This is a genomic window from Synergistaceae bacterium (genome assembly GCA_031267575.1).
Lineage (GTDB): Bacteria > Synergistota > Synergistia > Synergistales > Aminobacteriaceae > JAIRYN01.
Genome location: JAIRYN010000036.1, coordinates 1 through 21407, shown reverse-complemented (window position 1 = coordinate 21407; position 21407 = coordinate 1). Strand labels below are relative to the sequence as shown.

The window sequence follows — 21407 nt, the reverse complement described above, 5'->3', positions numbered from 1 at the left end:
GCGGCTGACGGCCCCATGCCCCAGACCCGCGAGCACGTGTTGCTGGCCCGCCAGGTCAACGTTCCCGCTCTGGTGGTGTTCATGAACAAGACGGACCAGGTGGACGACCCCGAACTTCTGGACCTGGTGGAGATGGAGATCCGCGAGCTTCTGAGCAAGTACGAGTTTCCCGGCGACGATATTCCCATCGTGCGGGGCTCCGCGCTGGAGGTCCTGGAGAAGGGGAATGGAACGAAGGAAGACCCCATCAGCAAGCCGATCTGGGAGCTGATGGACGCGTGCGACAGCTACATTCCAGAGCCGGTCCGGGAGACGGATAAGCCGTTTTTGATGCCGGTGGAGGACGTGTTCACGATCACGGGCCGCGGCACAGTGGTCACGGGCAGAGTAGAGCGGGGAATCATCAAACCAGGCGAAGATGTCGCGATTGTGGGAATGAAGTCGGACATCAAGAAGACGGTTGCCACGTCCTTGGAGATGTTCCGCAAGATCCTGGACGACGCAGTGGCGGGGGACAATGTGGGAGTGCTACTGCGCGGAGTGGACAAGGACGAGGTAGAGCGAGGCCAGGTGTTGGCGAAGCCGGGTAGCGTGACGCCGCACACGAAGTTTAAAGCGGAGGTCTACGTGCTGAAGAAAGACGAGGGCGGCCGGCATACGCCGTTCTTCGCGGGATACAAGCCTCAGTTTTACTTCCGAACGACAGACGTGACGGGGGCGATCAAGTTGCCTGACGGAGTTGAAATGGTGATGCCTGGAGATAACGCGAATTTCGAGGTGGAGCTGATCGTGCCGATCGCGATGGAGGAAGGCCTCCGGTTCGCGGTGCGCGAGGGCGGACACACGGTGGGCGCCGGTGTCGTCACCCAGATCCTTCAATAAAAAATGCTTTAATAAAAAATGCTTCAATAAAAAATAAAATCCGAGAGGAGGAAAGAAAAAGATGGCAGATATCGTGGGTTTGGTGTGTTCTACTTGCAAAAGGCGCAACTACACGACGACGGTGAACAAAAAAAAGCAGTCGAAGAAACTGGAGATCAAGAAATATTGCAAATGGTGCAGAGCTTCCGTCGTGCACAAAGAATCGAAATAAAAACTTGCATAAGCCATTGAAGTGGTGTAAAATACCCTTCGTTGTTTGAGCGCAGGTCCGTAGCTCAACTGGTAGAGTTCCGGTCTCCAAAACCGGCGGTTGCAAGTTCGAGTCTTGCCGGGCCTGCCATTTTTATTGGTTTATGGTGACTTTTATGTGTTTTGTTGAGGCGCGACTGGAGGCCATTGGATGTCGAAAGAGTTAAAACGTCCCAATTCTGCATCTGGCTCAGTAGTACCCCTTCCCAAACGAATTGGGAAGGGTTTTTATAGGCTTTTGAGACAAATTTGGGGATTTTTGCGTGAAGCGAAGGCTGAACTCAAAAAAGTCACTTGGCCAGGGAAGCAACAGATCTGGTATTCGACTATTATTGTCATCGCCTTCACTTTGTGCGTTTCACTTTATCTGGGTGTTCTCGACCTTTTGCTTCGTTTCTTCTTTAGAACTATTCTAAGCTGAATTTAGGCTTGGAGCTGGAGAAAGTTATCAAATGGAACCTCGAGACGGACGCCGGTGGTATGTCGTTCAGACATACGCAGGTTATGAAAATCGCGTAAAAGCCAACCTAGAACAACGTATCGCGACTATGGGAATGGGAAATAGTATTTTCAGCGTTCTGATTCCCATAGAAGAACGAGTTTTCGTAAAAGAAGGAAAAAGCCGAAAGATATCGCGAAAACTTTATCCCAGTTATGTGTTGGTAGAGATGCTTCTCGACGAACAATCTTGGTATGTTGTGCGACATACTCCAGGAGTGACTGGATTTGTCGGAGCGGGAAGTTATCCTTTGCCACTTTCGGAAAAAGAAGTGCGGGAGATCATGGCTCGTATCGGCAAAGAACAGGCGAAGCCCAAAATTGAAATAAATCTGAAGCCGGGCGATACAGTGAAGGTAAAAAGCGGCCTCTTCGAGGGAAAAGTGGGACCAGTAATCGATATTGTTCCCGAAAAAGGCAAAATTAAGTTCACGGTAGACGCTTTTGGGCGGGAAACCGTAGCGGAAATAGATTATTTTTTGTTGGAAAAAGTATAACTCGAACGGAAAAAACGAAATATCGTGGAGGCTACAGTAGGCGTATTTATGAGAGGGGATTTTGTTTTATGGCAAAAAAGGTAGTAGGACAGGTCAAATTACAGTTACCGGCGGGTAAGGCAACGCCGGCTCCGCCTGTGGGACCGGCGTTGGGACAGCATGGTGTCAACATTATGGAGTTTTGCAAACAATTTAACGCCAAAACATCAGATCAGCCGGGAATGATTATTCCAGCAATTATAACTGTTTATGCTGACAGAAGTTTTTCTTTTGAGTTGAAGACCCCACCGGCAAGTGTTCTTTTGAAAAAAGCCGCAGGGATCGAATCTGGTTCGGGAACGCCTAACAAGAAAAAAGTCGCTCAACTTTCCCGTGTCAAGGTCAAGGAAATTGCTGAACTGAAAAAACAGGACCTAAACGCTAACGACGTGGAAGCGGCTATGCGCATGATCGAGGGCACGGCTCGTTCGATGGGAATTGAGATTGTCGCTTAGCTAATGTTCTGGTTTGTTTAAACGTTATAAGGAAGATTTTTTATTTTAAGGTTTTTTATTTTGTGGGAGGATGTTTCGTCCGTCAAGACCACGAGGAGGTTGTTTTTTATGAAGCGGAGCAAGCGTTATCGAGAGGCTTTAGGAAAAATTGACCGAAATAAACAATATGGTCTCAAAGAAGCCATTGAACTTTTCAAAGAGGTTGCCACGGCGAAGTTCAACGAGAGCTTGGAGGTTCATGTGCGTTTAGGTGTAGACCCACGCCACGCGGATCAACAGGTTAGGAGCACGGTGGGGTTGCCTCATGGTACGGGTGTTATCAAAAGAGTTCTGGCTCTGGCGGCTGGCGAGAAAATTAAAGAAGCGGAAGAGGCTGGGGCGGATATTGTCGGCGGCGAAGACCTTGTGCAGAAGATCTCTGGCGGGTGGATGGAGTTCGACGCCGTGATCGCGACGCCCGACATGATGAAATCTGTCGGGCGGTTGGGCAAACTCTTAGGACCGCGAGGCCTCATGCCCAGCGCGAAGACGGGAACAGTCACTTTCGACGTTGCGAACGCCATCAAGGAAATCAAAGCGGGGCGGGTGGAGTTTCGTGTGGATAAAGCGGGAATCATCCACAACTTCGTCGGAAAAAAGGAATTTACGGTAGACCAGCTTTTCGATAACACGAAAGTATTATTGCAGGCAATCGTCAAGGCTCGTCCCGCCTCCGTAAAAGGAACGTATGTGAAGAGTATTTTTGTGGCTCCCACAATGGGCCCCGGAATCACGATAGACGTTCTTTCGGCCACAAAAGAAATCGCCGTTTAATTTAACGACAAAGACCGAAAACGGCAGGTGTTCGCGAGGGAAGTGCCCCTCGATGACTTAATTTCCAGCCCAGGCTTTGAGGAAGCGGAACAACCCGTATTGATTCAGGGTGTGTATCTTATCCCTTGGCCTTTGGAGGTCGGGGGATATTTTTTTGAGTCTCTTGATAAAGTATACGAGGAGGTGAAAAAATAATGCCAGCAAAAATCAAGTATGAACAAGTCGTTCTTTTGAAAAACAAACTCGAAAAGGCCGGGGCCGTTTTCGTGGGGGAATACCGAGGCATGAGCGTAGCGCAAAGCACTCAGCTTCGCGTGAAGGTGCGCCAGGTGGGCGGAGAATTGAAGGTCGCCAAAAACACCCTTTTCGCTATCGCGATGAAAGAAGCGGGAATGACGGAATTGCCGGATTCTATGACTATGGGACCCAATATCTACGCCCTTTGTTACGACGATCCCGTCGCCGTGGCGAAAGTCCTGCGAGACTACGCAGTTGACAAGACCCAGAAGGCTTTTATTTTAAAGGGCGGACTTCTGAGTAACGTGGTTTTGAACGCGGCACAGATTCAAGCTCTTGCAGACCTTCCGCCGAAGGAAGTTCTCGTGGGTATGGTTGTGCGCACGATCGCGGCGCCGCTTACGGGTCTCGTCACCGTTCTTTCGGGCACAATGCGAGGATTTGTCACGTGTCTCGACAAGATCAGGGAGCAGAAAGAAAGCGCGGCGTGAGGCGGTGTGGGATTGGCGTGGGATTGGCATGGGATTGAGGAAAACGATATGAAAACGATATCGAGAAAAACGATATTGAAAAAAACTAGTGAGAAAATTAGGAGGAAAAAACATGACTCGCGAAGATCTGATCAAGGCTATTGAGGAAATGACGGTACTGGAACTGTCCGAACTGGTGAAAGCTCTCGAGGATAAGTTCGGGGTTTCCGCGTCGGCTCCCGCTATGGCGATGCCCATGATGGCGGTCCCAGCCGCTGCCGCTGAGGAGGAAAAAACGGAATTCGATGTCATTTATAAAGCTCCCGGAGCAAACAAGATCAACGTTATCAAGGTCGTACGAGAAATCACCGGACTTGGTCTGAAAGAAGCCAAGGAACTGGTGGACAATCCTCCTAAGCCCGTCAAGGAAGGCATTGCCAAGGAAGAAGCCGAGGAACTTAAAAAGAAACTCGCGGATGCCGGTGCCGAAGTCGAAGTCAAGTAATAAATCAGGAGTATTTTCATTTTTCTTTCTCTTAACAAAGCTTTGAGTCCAGGGTTTATCCCCTGGGCTTCTTTTACGTGTTGTTTATTACGCGTTATTTATGTAGAATAAAAGCGATATGCAAGGTTTCGTGTCGTCATATAAAAAACCAAAACACAAATAGGAGGGAAAGCGCAAATGGGAGAATATGAGAAGAACGTAAAAGAGGCGAAAGAAAAACTCGAAGCCACAGTGAAGACCGTTAAGGAAACGGTGAAAAGCCCTACTGGTAAAATCGTTGGTATAATTCTTCTTGTCCTTATTGTGATCAATACGTTCTGGAATTTATGGGACAACGGAAACAAAGTTTTCGCGGAATTGCAAGCCGTCAAAGCAGATGTCGCAGCGCTAACCACCCAACTGGCCGAGGTTGAAAAGAATACGGCGGGAGCGGCGAACCTGGAAAGCGTCAAAACGGATATCGAAATCGCGAAAGAAACGGTCAAAGCTGACATTGCGTCCATCACGAAAGCGAGTGAAAGTTTCACGGCAAAACTGGACGCTGTAGTTAAAGCAGAAGAGGCTAAACTGGAAACCTTCTTGAAAGAAACGGAAAACCAGAGAACCTATGTTGAAGAGCTGAAAAATCTTTTAGTGGGAGAAAGCAAGTAGTAAAGCAATCCATATCGGGAGTGCGGCGAGACAGAGGTGCGTGTTTGTGCCGAAGAAAATATTCATCATCGACGACGCGGATTTTATGGTGGATATACTGCTCCTTATCGTGCAGGAAGCCGGGCATGTGGTCGTAGGAACCGCCTTCAATGGAGTACAGGCCCTGGAAGCTATTGAAAACCTTCCCACAGCTTTCGCTCCAGAGGTGGTAACGGTTGATTTCCACATGCCCAAGCTAGACGGCATGGAAACGGTTCGCCGGATACGGACTCTCGTTCCCGGGGTGAGGATTATTTTGATCAGCGCTCACGCTACCTTTCCCGTGGTGATGCAGGCAAAGGATGTGGGTGTAGATGTCTTTATCGCCAAACCTTTCGAACCTCAGGCCATTTTGAACGCCATCGACAAGCTAGGCTGACGAGCGTCCGGTAAAGAGAAGTACGAAGTACATAGCTATTCGACGGGGCTTTACGATAAAGCGATTCTCATCCAACGGCTGAAGCCGTTGGATGAGAATCGCAACGCCGTCAAGGGTGGCGTTTGTTTTGTATTTTGTTTCTTGCCATATGTCTACTTTCATGTAAAACTCCTTTTATGGCTTATCAACGAAAGCAAGGCTTGCTCTAGCCAGAACGCATAGGACAATCGCAAATTAACGTAGAGACTATCACTACAAGCTGGCGCTTGAGCTCTTACGGCGGTATGCATCCATCTTCGTTGAGAACTTGAAGTTGAGGACTTGAAGTCGTGGGAGTATGTCAAAGCCACTTTTTTTGTTATAGTCAATCAATTAAAAACGTTGCGTTGGACTATGCTAATCATAGCGAGTGACTTTTTAGCTATTCTAACTTTAGGCTTTTTATCCTGATTCTAGTTGCGTCACGAGGAGTTGTGGTATGAGACAGGAGAATATAAGAAATTTTTGCATTATCGCCCACATTGACCACGGAAAATCGACCCTCGCGGATCGCCTGATCGAACAAACTCACACCGTGGCCTCGCGAGATATGAAAGAACAGCTTCTAGATTCCCTTGCGTTGGAGCGCGAGCGTGGCATCACCATCAAGCTTGTACCCGTCCGCATGAACTATCGGGCTCGAAACGGACAGGATTACATTTTAAACTTGATCGACACCCCCGGCCACGTGGATTTCGGATACGAGGTCTCACGATCTTTGGCGGCCTGCGAGGGCGCGCTTCTGGTGGTGGACGCGACCCAGGGGGTAGAAGCTCAAACCTTGGCGAATGCTTACCAGGCCATTGAACAAGGATTAGAGCTTCTGCCCGTGATCAACAAAATCGACCTTCCCTCCGCCCAACCCGAAAACACCAAACAGGAAATCGCGGACGTGGTGGGTCTGGATGCTGAGGACGCTATATTGGCCAGCGCTAAAGAGGGTACGGGCATCGATGAAATTCTCGAGCGAGTGGTGTCGATCGTGTCCCCTCCCAACGGCGATCCCGACGCCCCGTTAGAGGCCTTGATTTTCGATTCCGTTTACGACAACTACCGGGGTGTTATCTGCTACGTGCGCGTGGTGAACGGCACTCTGCGACCGGGGCAGAGCATCCTGTTCATGGCCACGAACGGGCGTTATCCTGTGGACGAAATAGGCGTGTTCCGGCCAGGGTTTACACCTGTGGAACGACTGGGTCCCGGAGAGGTCGGGTATATCGCCGCCAGCGTCAAAAGCCTCGACGAGGCCCGCGTGGGAGATACGGTCACCGAGGCAAACAATCCCGCGCCTAAACCTTTACCGGGGTATCGCAAGGTGAAGCCGGTAGTGTTTTGTGGTTTTTACCCCGTGGAACGCGACGAGTACCCCCAGTTGCGCGACGCCCTGGATAAACTCCACCTCAACGACGCGGCCATCGCCTATGAGCCTGAGACCTCCGTCGCCCTGGGATTTGGGTTTCGATGCGGATTTTTGGGTCTTTTGCACATGGACGTGGCGCGGGAGCGTTTGAGACGCGAGTTCGACGTGGACCTAGTGGCCACTGCCCCCAACGTTGTTTATGAGATCACCGCCCAAGGAGGCGAGATCATCGAGGCTCACCGACCCAGCGATTTTCCCGAAGTGGGAGACATCGAAGAAATACGCGAGCCCTTTATAAAACTTTCCGTTTTTTTGCCTTCCGACTTCGTGGGAAAGGTCATGCAGCTCCTCCAGGAAAAGAGAGGAATCTACAAGTCCATAGATTACCTAACCCCCAATCGCGTGCGTTTGGTATACGACATGCCTTTGGCGGAGTTTATCGTGGACTTTCACGACAAACTGAAATCCCAAACTCGGGGGTACGCTTCACTGGACTACGAGTTCATCGGGCTTCGGGCTTCGGATTTGGTACGGGTGGACGTGTTGGTGAACGGCGAGGCCGCCGACGCCTTTTCGTTCATCTGCCACAAAGATGCAGCTTACCATCGCGGACACTCGGCCGTGACGAAGCTGAAAGAGCTGATACCCCATCAATTGTTTGAGGTTCCCATTCAGGCCTCCATCGGGAAGCGCGTCATTGTACGCGTCAACGTTAAGGCATTGCGCAAAGACGTGCTGTCCAAATGCTATGGCGGCGATATCACTCGTAAGCGCAAACTTTTGGATAAACAAAAAGAGGGCAAGAAACGAATGAAGCAGATCGGCAAGGTATCTATACCCCAGGAGGCTTTTTTGGCTTTCTTGCAGATCGACAGCGAAGAGAAATGATGGAGAGAAATGATCAAGAGACACGATGAACAAGATGAACAAAAGGAAGCTCAATTGTACCGGCATCCTTTTGCTCTTTCTCTTCCCTTCTCCTCCTCCTTTTCCCTTTATCTTCACGTTCCATTCTGTCTTTCCAAGTGTGGTTACTGTTCTTTTTACAGTGAACCGATCGACGAGATACCGTTTTTTTTCGAGGCCTCAACAGACGCGTGGCTCGAAGCTCTGATCCAGGAGGCGAAGAACATCGCCTCCCATTGGAGAGGACGCCGCCCTCCTCTACGCACCCTTTATATCGGGGGAGGAACGCCCAGCCTGCTATCCCTTCCCGTCTGGGGGCGTCTAATCCACCTCTTGGACAATACCTTCGACCTGTCTGAGCTGGAAGAGGCCACGATAGAAGCCAATCCCTGCTCTCTGACGGAAGAACATTTGTCCATTTGGCGCGACTCTTTCGTCACCCGCGTCAGTCTGGGAATCCAAAGTCTACAAAACGACGAGCTGGCCTGGCTGGGCCGCCAGCACGACGAAGCGACAGCCCTGCTGGCCTTAGATAAAACGCTAGCTTATGGCTTCGATGTCTCCGCGGACCTTATTTTTGGAATACCCCATCAAACGCTACGAACGTGGCGCGATTCCCTACAACGTGTTTTGGATTCGGGAGTCGAACATGTTTCCGCCTATCAACTGACCTTGGAACCCGATACACCGTTAGGGAAAATAACGCCCTCTTTGTCGGATGGATATTCTTTTTATCGTTTCGCGCAATGGTATCTTCCCAGAAAAGGGCTGGAGCAGTACGAAATCGCAAGCTTCTCTCGTCCGAGCAAAGAATGCCGTCACAATTTGGCCTACTGGCGTCAGGAAAACGTACTGGCCTTGGGGCCTTCAGCCTGGGGCTACCTCACGAAAGAAGGCCTGCGCTACCGCAACGCCCCAACCCTCAAAGAATACATCACATCAATGACAACGCAGTCCTCTCTAAGCGAGCGCCTCGGAGAGCGTTCTCGTGGCGTCGAAGCCGCAATACTCGCCCTGCGGACCCGGTGGGGAATCGACGTCGCTTCCTTTGCCGCCCGTTTTGGTCACGAGCTCGCGGAAGAAGTATCCGCGGTTTTGAAAGAAATTCCACAGCGCCTCGTGAGTTTCGAGAAGGGCCACATCCATTTGACTCCAGCGGGGATGAGAGTCGGCAACGCGATTTGGATTGAGTTGCTGGAGCTGGATTTTTGAGACTGTGCTACAACATTATCCTATGCTACATTATCATGGATTCGCTCTGTACTCTCAAGAAGTTTTTTGTATAAAATCAAGAAATTTTTTGTATAAAATATAGAAAGAAATTTGGATAGAAATAAATTTGGGGGGATGGATTTTGCGTTATGTATCTTATTTATCGTTTTTGTGTTTAGTGGGGGTTGGGTTGTTTTCTTTCTCTTTACAAAATCCCGCTTTAGCCGCATCCAAGAAGGTCTCCGACCCATCCGCCCAACAAACGGCCACGGCAATCAACGCCTTTGCGGTGGACGTTTATCTTCAGTTGACGAAGGGAGAGGAAAATTTGTTTTTTTCTCCTTACAGCATCGTCTCCGCGCTAGCGATGACCTGCGCCGGGGCGCAAGGAATGACGGCGGAGGAAATGGAAAAAGTCCTGTATTTTCCCGAAAATGCCCCGGACTTCCATGTCGCGATGAACGCTTTGCAAAATCGACTCGCGGCGATTCCCGAAGAAGCCGGAACCGTCAACACGGCCAATCGACTTTGGTTCGACGAAGACACGAAACTGTTGCCGGATTACATGGCTTTTGTTCAGAAATACTACGGAGGCGGCGCCGAACGAGTGGACTTCCGGGAAAACGCCGAGGGGTCGCGAAAGACCATCAACGACTGGGTAGCGCAAAAAACCCGAAACAAAATCAAGGGCCTTTTGCGTCGAGGCAACGTTACTCTCGCCACGCGTTTGGTTTTGACCAACGCGGTTTACTTTAATTCCGCCTGGAGGGAACCTTTTCGAGAAAACCTTACAAAAGAAGAACCTTTCCATACGGGGAAAGACCGCACGGGGGAAGACCGGTGGAAAAACGTCCTCACGATGCGCCGCACAGGTTTTTTCATCTACGGCGAAGCGCCTAAACTGCAACTGCTAAAACTCCCTTACAGAATACCGGGATTTTCCCTTTTAATTCTTCTACCCCGCGAGAACGAAGCTTTCACCCAATTAGAAGATTTGGAGCAAAAGCTCTCCTCGCGAGAACTCGCCGCTTGGGTGGCGAGTATGAAGCGCCGCAATGTGTCGCTCTGGTTGCCGAAGTTCAAAAACGAGGGACGTTACTCATTGAAAGACGTTTTACAAACACTGGGCGTCAAGCTGGCTTTTAGCGGAGACGCCGATTTTTCAGGCATGGTAGAGGACACCAGGGGAAAAGACAAAGGTGGGGACAAAGGTGGGGACATCCGCATCGACTCTGTGATTCATCAGACTTTTATTGACCTAGACGAAAAGGGAACGGAAGCCGCTGCAGCCACGGCTGTGGCGATGATAACGTCCACCGCCTTGCCTCGCGAGACAGAACAACCCATCGACTTTCACGCCAACCATCCTTTCATCTACTGCCTAATGGACGACATTACCGGGACAATTCTTTTCATGGGAAGGCTAGTGGAACCGCAGGGCAAACGCATCGGGAATTGGCATGAATAATCAATTATGCTTTTCCCGACGTGTCTGCCCCGGCAGCGTGTTGCACGGATCTGTTGACGTATTCTCACGATTAAAGTCATGGGATTGTAAGATCGACAAAGACAGCCGACTGAAACCGGTCTTACGTCTTCTCCTTTACAAGTGGATGCCCCCACTCTGAGAATATTTACAGCCGCATTGACATCCCGATTGATATCCCGGTCGTGTTCCGCCCCGCATCTCGAACACGTCCATCCACGGACCCACGGACGGACAGCGGCAACTCAGGAAGAACATCAGAACAGGCGGAGATTCCGCCAACAGGATCGTTAAGACATCTTGCGAATATAGTCTTTGCATATTTTACCTCAACACTTACACGTAGGGGATAAAACTAATTATAGCAATAACTTGTAATTTGAAGCGTTTGTTTGAGTGAAACCGTAAGTCAAGTTAGTAATCTCACCGACTCTTTGAAAGGGAATTTGAAGAACATGCCCGAAGAAAACGGAAAAGGAAAAAACGAAAATTTTCCACGACACGTGGCGATTATTATGGATGGAAACGGCAGATGGGCGCGAAAACGTGGCCTGCCTCGCCTCCTAGGACATCGGAAAGGCGCCAAGACTCTGGAGCAAACCGTTAGAGACGCCGACGCCATAGGCGTTCAATATCTCTCCGTTTACGCCTTTTCCACGGAAAACTGGAGTAGATCAAACATTGAGGTCTCTGGCCTGATGCGGATCATCGAATGGTATCTCAGGAGGGAAGTAGGAGAGCTGAAGGCGAAACACGGCCGCCTGCGCATCGCCGGACGCAGGGATCGATTACCCGCCTCCCTCGCCAGAGCTTTAGAAGAAGCCGAGGAGACCACCCGAAACGAGACAGGAATACAGGTCATTCTCTGCCTCGATTACGGCGGACGGCAGGAGATTATAGACGCCTGCAAAAAACTGGCGACAGATGGCGTCAAGCCCAACAAAATCACGGAAGAACTCCTGAGCGAGTATATGTACCTCCCCGACGTGCCGGAGCCGGACCTGATCATTCGCACCAGTGGGGAATTACGCCTCAGTAATTTCTGGCTTTGGACGGGGACCTATAGCGAACTTTATTTTACCGACACGCTATGGCCCGACTTCAACAAAGACGTTCTGAACGCCGCGCTGGAGTCTTACGCCCAAAGGCATCGCCGCAAGGGCGGAGTGTAGCCAGATGACGAATATTATGAACATCGAGGAATATATCCGTTCTTACAGGGAAATTTTAGAGCCGTATATCGACGATTACCTGGCAGCTCTGGCTGCGCGACAGGCAACGCGCTCCGGTCAAGAGGTCGCGGATTTATACGAAGTTTTCCGGGAAGCGAGGGAAGGCGGCAAGTGCATCCGCGGAAGCCTCGTCAAGCTGGGTTATGAAATCGCGACCGGTCGTCCGGCCGATCATTCTCTGCTCCCCGCCTCCGCGGCTTTCGAGATCTTCCAGACAGCTGTGCTGTGTCACGACGATATTATCGACAAAAGCCCTTTGAGGCGAGGCAAGGAGTCCATCTGGCAGGCTATAGTCAACCGCTCGACGCTCCATTACGGGATCTCCCAAGCCATCAGCATCGGGGACGCGGGTTTTTTTCTCGCCAACCGACTGATCGCCGGCAGTTCTTTCGGCGCAGAGGCAAAGGTCGAGGCCATGAAGGTGTTTCTCGATGTGCAGTTGAGCACCCTCGACGGGCAAATGTTGGACGTGTACTTGTCACAGCGGAGGGATTACAGCGACGAGACGGGGATTTTGAACGTCGCGAGCCTGAAAACGGCCTGGTACACGGTCGTCGGCCCGCTACAGCTGGGCGCCGTGCTGGGGAGAGCGTCGCCAGAACCGCTGGACGCCATGAGGAGATACGGCCTATCCTTGGGGATCGCCTTTCAACTGAGAGACGACATTTTGGGTATTGAAGCGGAGGCGATGAAAACGGGCAAGAGTAACACCTCGGACATCGCGGAGGGAAAGGCAACCTTGCTCATCCATCACGCCATGAAGCAAGCGACGCCCGACCAATTGACGGCATTGCGGCGCCTCTATGGACGCGAGAATATTTCGGAGCGGGACCGTGTGGCGGTTCGAGACATTTTCGACGCCACCGGAGCGTTTGCCGAGGTCGCGCGAAGGGCGGAGGCGTACTTGACGGAGGCTGGGAATGCCGTGGAGGACATCACGAAAGACGCGGAACACGTCCGGTTGTTGTCGCAACTGGGAAACATGATGTTTCAACGCAAGATCTGAGGAGATGAATACTCCGTTTTTTTCCATCGTTACCGTCTGTCTCAACGCTGCCTCCACTGTGGAAAAAACCATTGGAAGCGTCCTGAATCAATCTTATCCCAACTGGGAGTACATCATTGTTGACGGTGGGTCCACGGACGGGACTCTGGAGATTATCGAGGAATACAAGCCGCGTTTGGCGCGTGTGATCTCCGAGCCCGACAAAGGCATTTACGATGCCTTCAACAAAGGTGTGACTCTAAGCACGGGAGACATCGTGGGTATTTTGAACGCGGATGACCAATACGCCCCCTGGGCGCTTTCGACCGTGGTGGAATCCGCGAGCATTCACCCCGAATGCGGAGTTTTTTACGGCAAATTGGCGTTCATCGACGAGGCGTTGCGGAAGTGGACGGTTTATCCCCTGGGAGACCCGTCGCGTTTGTTAAATTACGCTAGTATTCCCCATCCTTCTGTATTTGTCAGGAGAAATGTGTACAAAAAATACGGTTTATTCGACAATAATTATAGCATTGTCGGCGATTGGGATTTTTTGTTACGCCTTTACTTGGAAGGAGAACGTTTTTGCCCCATCGACAGAGTTTTGACGGCGTTTGCAAATTCGGGGCTGTCCTCCACGCCGTCGAGACGACTACTGCGGGAGAACCAGAAAGTTTATTTTCGATACTTGGATTTCATGTCTGCCGTAAAGAAAGCGTTGAGGCTGGAGTTGAAGTTTTGGGGACGCAAGGCCTTGGACGTTTCAGGCACCTACGGAATCTACTCCCGTTACCGAGACAGACATATTTTACAAGTCGAGCTGTTGGGAACCTACGTGGGATCTTTGGAGGATATTTGGAGTGCGTTGGAAAAACATGATTGGAAACATGATTGCAAATATGGTTGAAAACATGATTGAAAACATGATTGAAGAACGGGACTTCTTGAATGAGAACTTAAGTGAGCAATCAAACGAAACGCCTCTTGTTGCGGTGGTAATTCCCACTAAAAACCGCAGCGCGGCGGTGGAACAATACGCTCTGTCGAGCCTCCAGCGTTCGTCGTTTCGAGATTTCGTGTGTGTTGTCTGGGACGCCAGTGATGACGACTCGACACGGAGTGTCGTCGAAAGCCGCTCTTGGGACTTCGGACTCCTCTATTTCAAAGCTCCACGAGTTGGATTGTCCTCGCAGCGTAACGACGCGACGCGCTATATCTTGAAGACCTATCTAACCATGCGTTACGTGGTTTTCATGGACGACGACAGCGCGCTTTCGAAGGACGCGCTAGCGGGTGTAGTCGCGTCCTTTCGAGAAAAAGATGTGTCGATCGTCAATATTCCTATGAAGCCCTTGGTTCCGCCTTCGTTTCGTTCGAAAATCATTCAACGTTTCAAACGCCTTTTGCGAATGAATCGGCATGGAGCGACTTCTTTCCTCTATAATTACGGTGGAAACGAGGAGCCGAGAGGCCACAACGTGGAGTGGGCCAGCGGCGGCGGCATGGCGATCGACGTCGCTGTTTTTAAAGATTGCCGCGTTTTTTTCCCGGAGGAGTTTCAGCGTTTTGGGGGATACGCCCTTGGCGAGGACTTCGCGTTTTCCTTTTTTATCTTCAAAAAAAAGCGAAGGCGCGTCATCAACAGCTTGCGCGGGTATTTTTACCATTACGCGGTGGGGTCGGCGCGCCTCGATATCAAAAACATGGCAGCCTCTAAATGGTACAATTTTCACCTATTGTTCGAAGCGCTTTACGACGACGTCAAAGGGCCGAGGCTTTGGAGCTTGAAAATAGCCTTCAAGCTCTTTATGTGGGGCGCGGCTCTGAAACTGTTGTTCCGTGCGCGCAGTTGTGACGTTCGATCCCTCCTAAAGGGTATCGTTTCGGCGGAGGCAGCTTTGCGCTCTTATCGCGAAAATGGCGACACTCGGCTTTTTGAGAATTAAGATTTGATAATTAAGATTTGAGATTTGATGAACGGAAGAAGCGAGGAAACGAACATGAGGGAAAAATCTCACGACGCTTTCATAGCGAACGCCGCCGCGGGGAAAGCGGGAAAAAAATATCGCTGGCTGGTGACGGGAGCGGCCGGTTTTATCGGTTCTCACTTGGTGGAGGCGCTCTTGTCCATCGGACAGGCTGTTGTGGGACTGGACAATTTCAGTTCAGGGTTCGAGCGCAACGTCGAAGCCGTCCAAACCCAAATGAGCGAGGGCGCGCACTTCGAGTTTATCCGCGGAGACATTCGGGATAAAAAACTCTGCGACTCAGCTTGTGAGGGGATTGATTTCATTCTGCATCACGCGGCGTTCGTCTCCGTCCCGGCTTCCGTAGCCAACCCCACCGCCGCCCACGCCAATAACGTCGAAGGTTTTTTTAACGTGTTGCAGGCGGCCAAGAAGCGTAACGCCCGGCGTCTCATCTACGCCTCCTCTAGCGCCGTCTACGGCAACGAACCGAATTTACCGCTTCGAGAGGAAGCGGCGGCCGCAAACGACGTTTTGTCTCCCTACGCCGTCACGAAAAGAATCGACGAGTTCTACGCCGAGACCTGGGGAAGTATTTATGGGCTCGAATGCGTGGGACTACGTTACTTTAACGTGTTCGGCCCACGACAAGACCCCAACGGCCCTTACGCGGCGGTGATCCCACGATGGTTGTACGCGCTGGAACGGGACCTGCCTGTGACAATCTACGGCGACGGGGAAAACACGCGAGATTTTTGCTATGTCAAGAACGTCGCGCAGGCTAATATTTTGGCGGCTACGGTCGAAAATAGACAAGCGGTGGGCAAGGTCTACAATATTGCCTGTGGCGAAAGCGTCACGCTGAACGAACTTTTTGAGTTGCTGAAGCGCAAGGTGGCTCCAGATTCAAAGTGTTCTCTCGTTCACGAGGCGCCTCGCGCTGGCGATATCACGCATTCCGCGGCCTCTATCCAGCGAGCGCGTTCTCTTTTGGGCTACACGCCATTTTACTCCCTGGAGGCGGGACTAGCGGAGATGTACGATAAAACGCGAAAATGGGAGGCTCGTTATTGATGAACACGGCGTTAATCACCGGCGTTACTGGGCAGGATGGGGCTTACCTGACCTCGTTCCTTTTGAAAAAAGGCTATCGCGTCCATGGAATCAAGCGGCGTAGTTCGCTTTTCAACACGGCGCGTATCGATCGTCTTTATGAGGACCTGCATGAAGATGATCCGAAACTGATTCTCCACTATGGAGACCTTACCGACTCCAGTAATCTGATACGGATCATCCAACAAGTACAGCCCGATGAGATCTACAACTTGGCGGCTCAAAGTCACGTGAAGGTCTCCTTCGAGACGCCCGAATACACGGCCAACTCGGACGCGGTGGGGACGTTGCGTATTTTGGAGGCGTTGCGTATTCTGGGGCTCGAAAAGCGAACCCGCTTTTACCAAGCCTCGACCAGCGAACTCTACGGGAAGGTCCAGGAAACGCCCCAAAAGGAAACGACCCCTTTCTATCCCCGCAGTCCCTACGCCGCGGCCAAGCTGTACGCCTACTGGATCACGGTGAACTATCGCGAAGCCTACGGACTATTCGCGTCCAACGGCATTCTCTTCAACCACGAGTCGGAGCTTCGGGGAGAGACCTTCGTGACTCGAAAGATTACGCGCGCGGCGGCCCGCATCGCTCTGGGGCTCCAGGAGAAAACATGGCTGGGGAACTTGAGCGCCAAACGCGATTGGGGTCACGCGGAGGACTACGTCGAGGCCATGTGGCTCGTGTTGCGGCACGAAAAGCCCGACGACTTCGTGATCGCAACGGGCGAAACCCATTCGGTGCGCGAGTTCGCCACCCTGGCCTTTCGAGAGGCGGGAATCGAACTAGAATGGCGCGGAGATGGGCTTGATGAAAAGGGCATTGACGTCCACACCGGGCGCTCTCTCGTCGAGGTGGACTCCCGTTACTTCCGGCCGACGGAGGTAGACTTGCTTTTAGGCGACCCCTCGAAGGCGGAGCGCCTGTTAGGTTGGAAGCGGAAAGTCTCTTTCGAAGGGTTGGCGCAACGGATGGTGCGGCATGACCTGGAGCTTTTCAAAAAGAACACCCTCGTTCGTGACGCTGGTTACGAGATCTGTTATCCTTTGGAAGAAGATTAGAAAGCGATAGAAAAAACCGAGGAGATGGATACGAATGGAAATCAACGCCAAAATCTACGTCGCCGGACACCGGGGTCTTGTAGGGAGCGCCTTGGTTCGACGTTTGAAACAGGCAGGATATCACAATTTCGTTTTTAGAACCAGTGTCGAGTTAGACCTTCGAGACCAGGCTGCGACGCGCGATTTCTTCGAGTTGGAACGACCGGACTACGTCTTTCTGGCTGCCGCGAAAGTCGGCGGTATTCACGCCAACAGCGCCTACCCGGCGGATTTTATTTACGACAATTTGATCATTGAGGCCAACGTGATTCACGAGTCTTATCGAACGGGGGTCCGAAAATTGTTATTTTTGGGCAGCTCCTGTATCTATCCACGCCTGGCTCCCCAGCCGATGAGCGAGACGGTGCTGTTGACCGGAGAACTCGAACCCACTAATGAGCCCTACGCCATCGCCAAAATCGCGGGCATTAAATTGTGTCAGTCCTACAACCGCCAGTACGGAGCGAACTTCATATCCGTCATGCCGACGAACCTCTACGGTCCCGGTGACAACTTCGACCTGGAAAACTCTCATGTTCTTCCAGCGATGATTTGCAAGTTTCACGAGGCTAAGGCCACTCATGCTCCCGCCGTCCAGCTCTGGGGAACGGGAACGCCTCGAAGGGAGTTTCTCTACGTGGACGATATGGCGGATGCGTGCCTCTTCCTCATGGAGCGCCAGGAGTGCCCCCAGATTGTCAATATCGGCACGGGTACGGATTTGACGATCAAAGAGCTAGCTAAAAAGATCGCGCAAATCGTCGGATACGAAGGCGATATCACCTGGGATTCCTCCAAACCTGACGGAACGCCGAGAAAATTGCTGGATGTCTCTATGCTCCAAGGAATGGGGTGGACACACCAAGTGGAATTGGAAGAGGGGGTAAAGAAGACCTACGAAGACGCGTTATGTCAAGGAAGTAGTTGTCAAAAAAGGAAGTAGTTGTCAAAAATTGAAATTCTTGATTAGAACGTATTTTCGTGTTTACACTTCACTGGAAAGTGATGTTCTGCTTCTTAAATATTCCTAATATAAGTCATTCGAAAGGAGGTCGCTTCTAGCTTTACTAATTAGGATATAAGATGTAATATAATGTTATGGATAAGATATATAGTTCGAGGCAAGCGGCAGAATTTCTTGGCGTCAAAGTAAAAACTCTACAGAAGTGGGACAGGGAGGATAAATTAAAACCCACTTCACGAAGTAAAACAAATCGGAGGATTTATACCGAGAACCAATTAAAAGATTTTCTGTGCTTGAAGTCAGAGGATTCTCGTGTCAGAGTCGTTGCGTATTGCCGGGTTTCTAGCCAAGTTCAGAAGCCTGACTTAAGAAACCAGCAAACAGTTATTGAACAATATTGCAGCGAATTGGGGCTACGAGATGTTGAGTTTATTTGCGAAGTTGGTGGTGGTCTAGATTTTAAGCGTCCAAAATTTCTTCAACTGATGGAAGACGTAGAAAAACAGCAAATCCGCCTGCTGATTATCGCTCACAAGGATAGGCTAGTACGTTTCGGTTTCGAGTGGTTTGAGCACTTTATTAAAGATCATTTTTGTGAGCTAAAAATTTTGGACAGCAAGGAATTGAGTCCAGAGCAAGAAATGATCCAGGATTTAATGACGATAGTTCATTGTTTTAGTTCAAGATTATGTGGGTTACGAAACTACAAAAAATTTTTAAAGGAGGCGCTGGAACATGATTCTAGCTTACAAGACAGAAATAGATCCAGTGCCTGAGTAGCTAGTGCCTGAGCAGCTAGTGCCTGAGCAGATTGAAAAGATACACCGGACTATCGATGTTTGTGTCTTGCCGTATAGAAGAGCCTGTCTGAACTTCAATAGAGCCTGATTCCGATGGAATAGGTGTTGATTTAGGTATTAAAGAAACAGCTAGCATTTCTAACCATCATGTTTTTAGCAATATAAACAAAGCGTCCAGAGTTAAGAAATTAAAACGCAGGCTGAAACGAGAGTAATGTAAATTTTTTCGAAAAATTAATTATAGAAAGAAAAAAATTAATTATAGAAAGAAGGTGAAACCTGCTACTGTAAAATTTGTGAACCTAGACAAACAGCGTATCAAAGTCCAGAAAGCCTACTACAGACTTGATTGTGTAAGAAAAGACTATATCAAAAAAATAGTCTGTGTGTTGCTGATAACCAAGCCAGCCTATATCTCAATCGAGGACCTCAATGTTTTTGGCATGGTGAGAAATAAGCGTCTCTCAAAGGCTATAGCGGAACAGACTTTTTATTGTTTTCAAACAAAGCTGCCTGAGAAATGCAAGAGGCACAACATAGAGCTTCGAGCTGCTGACCGATTTTTGACCTCATCTTTTTTCTCTCATCGAAGATGTGCCCGAATTGTGGGGTTATAAAGTGGGGTTATAAAGAAGGATTTGAAGCAAGGATTTGAAGCTCGGTGATCGTGTCTATATCTACCAAGAATGCGGGTTAAAAATAGACCGCGATTTGAACGCGGCTATGAACCTAAAGTGTTGTAAACACTATAAAATAGTGTAAAGCTATGTACCGTGGGCTACACGGGAATTTAAGCCTTTGGACTTCCGAACAAACTTGAGTAGCTTTAGCGAAAGAGGGAAGGATGAAGAAGGAAAAATCTGGACTATTTCACTTTTGTGTAGGTTTTCAGTAGCAGATGATGAAATGTTAATGCTTGAGATTATCTATAACACTGGTCTATGTATTATTGTCAGGATTATAGAGGCCATTCTGCTCTATGCCCTCTACAAAACCCTTGGATTTTGGATTACACTCGGAATCTTCTTGTTTGTGACAATACTTTTTCGAAAATGGGACAAAGAGGCCAAAGAAAAAGTTAAATATAACATAGCGAATGGAATCGACAGCACTCCCAAGAAAATAGCAGGATTCAGCGCAACCGATTTTTTGCTTGGATGGGTTTTCTCGCGGCTTTTTAAATAAGCAGGCTGTCTCTATCTTTGCTTTCTTCTCTTCACCAACTCCCGCTCCATCAGTTCCTGCTCATCAGCTACGATTTCGCGCCATTCCGGCAGATCAACAACGGGGAACGTCAGCCACTCGGTGACCGACGTTCCCGTATCGGCACGCACCAAACAAACAGCTATTCTTCGGAAGATGTTTCCGGGGCGGCGTCCGGGATTTCCTCGGACTCCGGGCCCAAAAGTCTTCGTCTGTCTCGGAGTCTGATTCTATCAAAAAACTTTGCACCCGATTGGTCACAATTGGTCACAATTGTAAAATCCCGCGCGTGCCAGCATTTCTTGGCTGTTCGCGGCTTCCGTGGCCTTGACATATTCCCACGACTAAAGCTGTGGGATTCTAAGATCGACAAAGACAGCCGACTGAAACCGGTCTTACATCTTCTCCTTTAAGAGTGGATGCCCCCACTCTGAGAATATTTACAGCCGCATTGATATCCCGATTGATTGATAAGCCATAAAAGGAGTTTAACATGAAAGTAGATATATGGCAAGAAACCAAATACAAAACAAACGCCGCCGTTGGCGGCGTTGCGATTCTCATCCAACGGTTGAAGCCGTTGGCTTTCTCATCACTTTATCGTAAACTGCGTATCACAACCAAGTCTTCGAGCCTATTCGGAAAATCGGTTTTCGTGTCCGTGAGTTCGGCGACGGCCAACTTACCGATGTTCAGCGTCTTTAGGATCGCCTTCATGAACACCACCTTCTGCCAGAGCATCAGGATAAATTCGTTCTCTCGATCCAGTCGAACATGCGGCGAATCGGGATAGAGGCGTCTTTTGGGTCTGTGACCGCCGGATACGCCCCCGTCCGGTTGCCTCAGGCACGCCAGTCGCCTATCTACCGGAGATGAATAAAGGCTCGAAGATGCCTCAGCTGGAATTGAGCGATAATATGGTAGAAACAATAGACTGATAGCGCGCAACAGATAAGGCACACTATTATAGGTCTAATTTCTTAAAAAGCCTAGCAAATTTAATATTGGAACACTACACCTATAAAAAATTCCTGGTATTTACATATATAAATAGTTATGTCTAGCTTAGACTTAATCCATCTCAGTTTGCAAGGTTGTCATTGAGTCTAAGCAAATCTGGCTCTTTGATTGATAGATAGCGTTAGACTTTTTTAGAAGAAGTCGAAAAGTTCTCAAAAGAAGTTTGTATAACTGCATATACAAAAATCCTTTTTTTCCATATGTACGATTTTAGGTACGGTTGCATCATCGTTTACCAAACTAAAGTGTTTTTTACGGGAGGGCACTCAATGTCGTTCTGTCTTTTTATGAGTCGGAAAATTCTTTCTGAAGCGT

Annotated in this window: 25 protein-coding genes and 1 tRNA gene; 23 read left to right on the top strand and 3 right to left on the bottom strand. The window is 49.8% G+C overall.

Annotation, left to right across the window (positions count from 1 at the left end):
- The 14 genes from LBJ36_05160 to LBJ36_05095 all read left to right on the top strand — a co-directional run.
- Nucleotides 1-882: elongation factor Tu (locus LBJ36_05160; GenBank protein ID MDR1378421.1), on the top strand; the 882-nt coding region annotated here is incomplete at its 5' end.
- Between the two features lie 61 nt (nt 883-943).
- Nucleotides 944-1093: a 50S ribosomal protein L33 gene (gene rpmG / locus LBJ36_05155; GenBank protein MDR1378420.1), complete on the top strand. Its 150-nt coding sequence runs from the start codon at nt 944-946 to the stop codon at nt 1091-1093.
- A gap of 53 nt (nt 1094-1146) precedes the next feature.
- Nucleotides 1147-1222, top strand: a tRNA-Trp gene (locus LBJ36_05150).
- A gap of 147 nt (nt 1223-1369) precedes the next feature.
- Nucleotides 1370-1552, top strand: coding sequence for a preprotein translocase subunit SecE (gene secE, locus LBJ36_05145; GenBank protein MDR1378419.1), 183 nt, complete (start codon nt 1370-1372; stop codon nt 1550-1552).
- Between the two features lie 31 nt (nt 1553-1583).
- Nucleotides 1584-2126, top strand: coding sequence for a transcription termination/antitermination protein NusG (nusG, locus tag LBJ36_05140; GenBank protein ID MDR1378418.1), 543 nt, complete (start codon nt 1584-1586; stop codon nt 2124-2126).
- Nucleotides 2127-2194: 68 nt separating this feature from the next.
- Nucleotides 2195-2620: a 50S ribosomal protein L11 gene (gene rplK, locus LBJ36_05135; protein ID MDR1378417.1), complete on the top strand. Its 426-nt coding sequence runs from the start codon at nt 2195-2197 to the stop codon at nt 2618-2620.
- Between the two features lie 108 nt (nt 2621-2728).
- The gene (gene rplA, locus LBJ36_05130; protein MDR1378416.1) at nt 2729-3433 is read left to right on the top strand and encodes a 50S ribosomal protein L1; all 705 of its coding nucleotides are present in this window, start codon (nt 2729-2731) and stop codon (nt 3431-3433) included.
- 194 nt (nt 3434-3627) lie between these two features.
- Complete coding sequence (gene rplJ, locus LBJ36_05125) at nt 3628-4161, top strand: 50S ribosomal protein L10 (protein MDR1378415.1); 534 nt, start codon at nt 3628-3630, stop codon at nt 4159-4161.
- Between the two features lie 112 nt (nt 4162-4273).
- A complete protein-coding gene (gene rplL, locus LBJ36_05120; GenBank protein MDR1378414.1) occupies nt 4274-4645 on the top strand; it encodes a 50S ribosomal protein L7/L12 in 372 nt (123 codons plus the stop codon).
- Nucleotides 4646-4822: 177 nt separating this feature from the next.
- Nucleotides 4823-5296, top strand: coding sequence for a hypothetical protein (locus LBJ36_05115; GenBank protein ID MDR1378413.1), 474 nt, complete (start codon nt 4823-4825; stop codon nt 5294-5296).
- A gap of 46 nt (nt 5297-5342) precedes the next feature.
- Nucleotides 5343-5714 (top strand): response regulator, encoded by a 372-nt coding sequence (locus LBJ36_05110; GenBank protein MDR1378412.1) that lies wholly within the window; start codon nt 5343-5345, stop codon nt 5712-5714.
- Nucleotides 5715-6192: 478 nt separating this feature from the next.
- Nucleotides 6193-8001, top strand: a complete 1809-nt coding sequence (gene lepA / locus LBJ36_05105) for a translation elongation factor 4 (protein MDR1378411.1) — start codon at nt 6193-6195, stop codon at nt 7999-8001.
- 9 nt (nt 8002-8010) lie between these two features.
- On the top strand, nt 8011-9231 hold the full coding sequence (gene hemW / locus LBJ36_05100; protein ID MDR1378410.1) for a radical SAM family heme chaperone HemW: 1221 nt from the start codon (nt 8011-8013) through the stop codon (nt 9229-9231).
- A gap of 142 nt (nt 9232-9373) precedes the next feature.
- Nucleotides 9374-10699: a serpin family protein gene (locus LBJ36_05095; GenBank protein ID MDR1378409.1), complete on the top strand. Its 1326-nt coding sequence runs from the start codon at nt 9374-9376 to the stop codon at nt 10697-10699.
- A 135-nt stretch (nt 10700-10834) separates the two neighbouring features.
- Here the strand turns inward: LBJ36_05095 and LBJ36_05090 are convergent, their stop codons facing one another.
- Nucleotides 10835-10999, bottom strand: coding sequence for a hypothetical protein (locus tag LBJ36_05090; GenBank protein ID MDR1378408.1), 165 nt, complete (start codon nt 10997-10999; stop codon nt 10835-10837).
- 173 nt (nt 11000-11172) lie between these two features.
- Between LBJ36_05090 and uppS the strand changes: the two genes are divergently transcribed.
- The 9 genes from uppS to LBJ36_05045 all read left to right on the top strand — a co-directional run bounded on the left by uppS (nt 11173) and on the right by LBJ36_05045 (nt 20054).
- Nucleotides 11173-11889 carry a di-trans,poly-cis-decaprenylcistransferase gene (gene uppS / locus LBJ36_05085; GenBank protein ID MDR1378407.1) on the top strand — a complete coding sequence of 239 codons (717 nt, stop codon included), beginning with the start codon at nt 11173-11175 and terminating at the stop codon, nt 11887-11889.
- A gap of 4 nt (nt 11890-11893) precedes the next feature.
- On the top strand, nt 11894-12955 hold the full coding sequence (locus LBJ36_05080) for a polyprenyl synthetase family protein (protein ID MDR1378406.1): 1062 nt from the start codon (nt 11894-11896) through the stop codon (nt 12953-12955).
- 4 nt (nt 12956-12959) lie between these two features.
- Nucleotides 12960-13841, top strand: coding sequence for a glycosyltransferase (locus tag LBJ36_05075; GenBank protein MDR1378405.1), 882 nt, complete (start codon nt 12960-12962; stop codon nt 13839-13841).
- A gap of 4 nt (nt 13842-13845) precedes the next feature.
- Nucleotides 13846-14880 carry a glycosyltransferase gene (locus LBJ36_05070; protein ID MDR1378404.1) on the top strand — a complete coding sequence of 345 codons (1035 nt, stop codon included), beginning with the start codon at nt 13846-13848 and terminating at the stop codon, nt 14878-14880.
- Nucleotides 14881-14907: 27 nt separating this feature from the next.
- On the top strand, nt 14908-15975 hold the full coding sequence (locus tag LBJ36_05065; GenBank protein ID MDR1378403.1) for an SDR family oxidoreductase: 1068 nt from the start codon (nt 14908-14910) through the stop codon (nt 15973-15975).
- Nucleotides 15975-17066 carry a GDP-mannose 4,6-dehydratase gene (gmd, locus tag LBJ36_05060; protein MDR1378402.1) on the top strand — a complete coding sequence of 364 codons (1092 nt, stop codon included), beginning with the start codon at nt 15975-15977 and terminating at the stop codon, nt 17064-17066. Before LBJ36_05065 ends, gmd begins: the two co-directional genes overlap by 1 nt.
- A gap of 34 nt (nt 17067-17100) precedes the next feature.
- The gene (locus tag LBJ36_05055) at nt 17101-18048 is read left to right on the top strand and encodes a GDP-L-fucose synthase (GenBank protein MDR1378401.1); all 948 of its coding nucleotides are present in this window, start codon (nt 17101-17103) and stop codon (nt 18046-18048) included.
- Nucleotides 18049-18203: 155 nt separating this feature from the next.
- Complete coding sequence (locus LBJ36_05050) at nt 18204-18845, top strand: IS607 family transposase (protein MDR1378400.1); 642 nt, start codon at nt 18204-18206, stop codon at nt 18843-18845.
- Between the two features lie 822 nt (nt 18846-19667).
- Nucleotides 19668-20054, top strand: a complete 387-nt coding sequence (locus LBJ36_05045; protein ID MDR1378399.1) for a hypothetical protein — start codon at nt 19668-19670, stop codon at nt 20052-20054.
- Between the two features lie 11 nt (nt 20055-20065).
- Here LBJ36_05045 and LBJ36_05040 read toward each other — a convergent pair whose 3' ends face one another.
- Nucleotides 20066-20203, bottom strand: coding sequence for a hypothetical protein (locus LBJ36_05040; protein ID MDR1378398.1), 138 nt, complete (start codon nt 20201-20203; stop codon nt 20066-20068).
- Between the two features lie 466 nt (nt 20204-20669).
- Nucleotides 20670-21032 (bottom strand): hypothetical protein, encoded by a 363-nt coding sequence (locus tag LBJ36_05035; protein MDR1378397.1) that lies wholly within the window; start codon nt 21030-21032, stop codon nt 20670-20672.
- Nucleotides 21033-21407: the final 375 nt, after the last annotated feature.

Excerpts from the sequence above, each read along its gene's own strand:
- rpmG (MDR1378420.1), top strand. The coding sequence starts at position 944 with ATGGCAGATATCGTGGGTTTGGTGTGTTCTACTTGCAAAAGGCGCAAC.
- nusG (MDR1378418.1), top strand. The coding sequence starts at position 1,584 with ATGGAACCTCGAGACGGACGCCGGTGGTATGTCGTTCAGACATACGCA.
- rplK (MDR1378417.1), top strand. The coding sequence starts at position 2,195 with ATGGCAAAAAAGGTAGTAGGACAGGTCAAATTACAGTTACCGGCGGGT.
- rplA (MDR1378416.1), top strand. The coding sequence starts at position 2,729 with ATGAAGCGGAGCAAGCGTTATCGAGAGGCTTTAGGAAAAATTGACCGA.
- rplJ (MDR1378415.1), top strand. The coding sequence starts at position 3,628 with ATGCCAGCAAAAATCAAGTATGAACAAGTCGTTCTTTTGAAAAACAAA.
- rplL (MDR1378414.1), top strand. The coding sequence starts at position 4,274 with ATGACTCGCGAAGATCTGATCAAGGCTATTGAGGAAATGACGGTACTG.
- LBJ36_05115 (MDR1378413.1), top strand. The coding sequence starts at position 4,823 with ATGGGAGAATATGAGAAGAACGTAAAAGAGGCGAAAGAAAAACTCGAA.
- lepA (MDR1378411.1), top strand. The coding sequence starts at position 6,193 with ATGAGACAGGAGAATATAAGAAATTTTTGCATTATCGCCCACATTGAC.
- hemW (MDR1378410.1), top strand. The coding sequence starts at position 8,011 with ATGATCAAGAGACACGATGAACAAGATGAACAAAAGGAAGCTCAATTG.
- uppS (MDR1378407.1), top strand. The coding sequence starts at position 11,173 with ATGCCCGAAGAAAACGGAAAAGGAAAAAACGAAAATTTTCCACGACAC.
- LBJ36_05080 (MDR1378406.1), top strand. The coding sequence starts at position 11,894 with ATGACGAATATTATGAACATCGAGGAATATATCCGTTCTTACAGGGAA.
- LBJ36_05075 (MDR1378405.1), top strand. The coding sequence starts at position 12,960 with ATGAATACTCCGTTTTTTTCCATCGTTACCGTCTGTCTCAACGCTGCC.
- LBJ36_05070 (MDR1378404.1), top strand. The coding sequence starts at position 13,846 with ATGATTGAAAACATGATTGAAGAACGGGACTTCTTGAATGAGAACTTA.
- LBJ36_05065 (MDR1378403.1), top strand. The coding sequence starts at position 14,908 with ATGAACGGAAGAAGCGAGGAAACGAACATGAGGGAAAAATCTCACGAC.
- gmd (MDR1378402.1), top strand. The coding sequence starts at position 15,975 with ATGAACACGGCGTTAATCACCGGCGTTACTGGGCAGGATGGGGCTTAC.
- LBJ36_05055 (MDR1378401.1), top strand. The coding sequence starts at position 17,101 with ATGGAAATCAACGCCAAAATCTACGTCGCCGGACACCGGGGTCTTGTA.
- LBJ36_05050 (MDR1378400.1), top strand. The coding sequence starts at position 18,204 with ATGGATAAGATATATAGTTCGAGGCAAGCGGCAGAATTTCTTGGCGTC.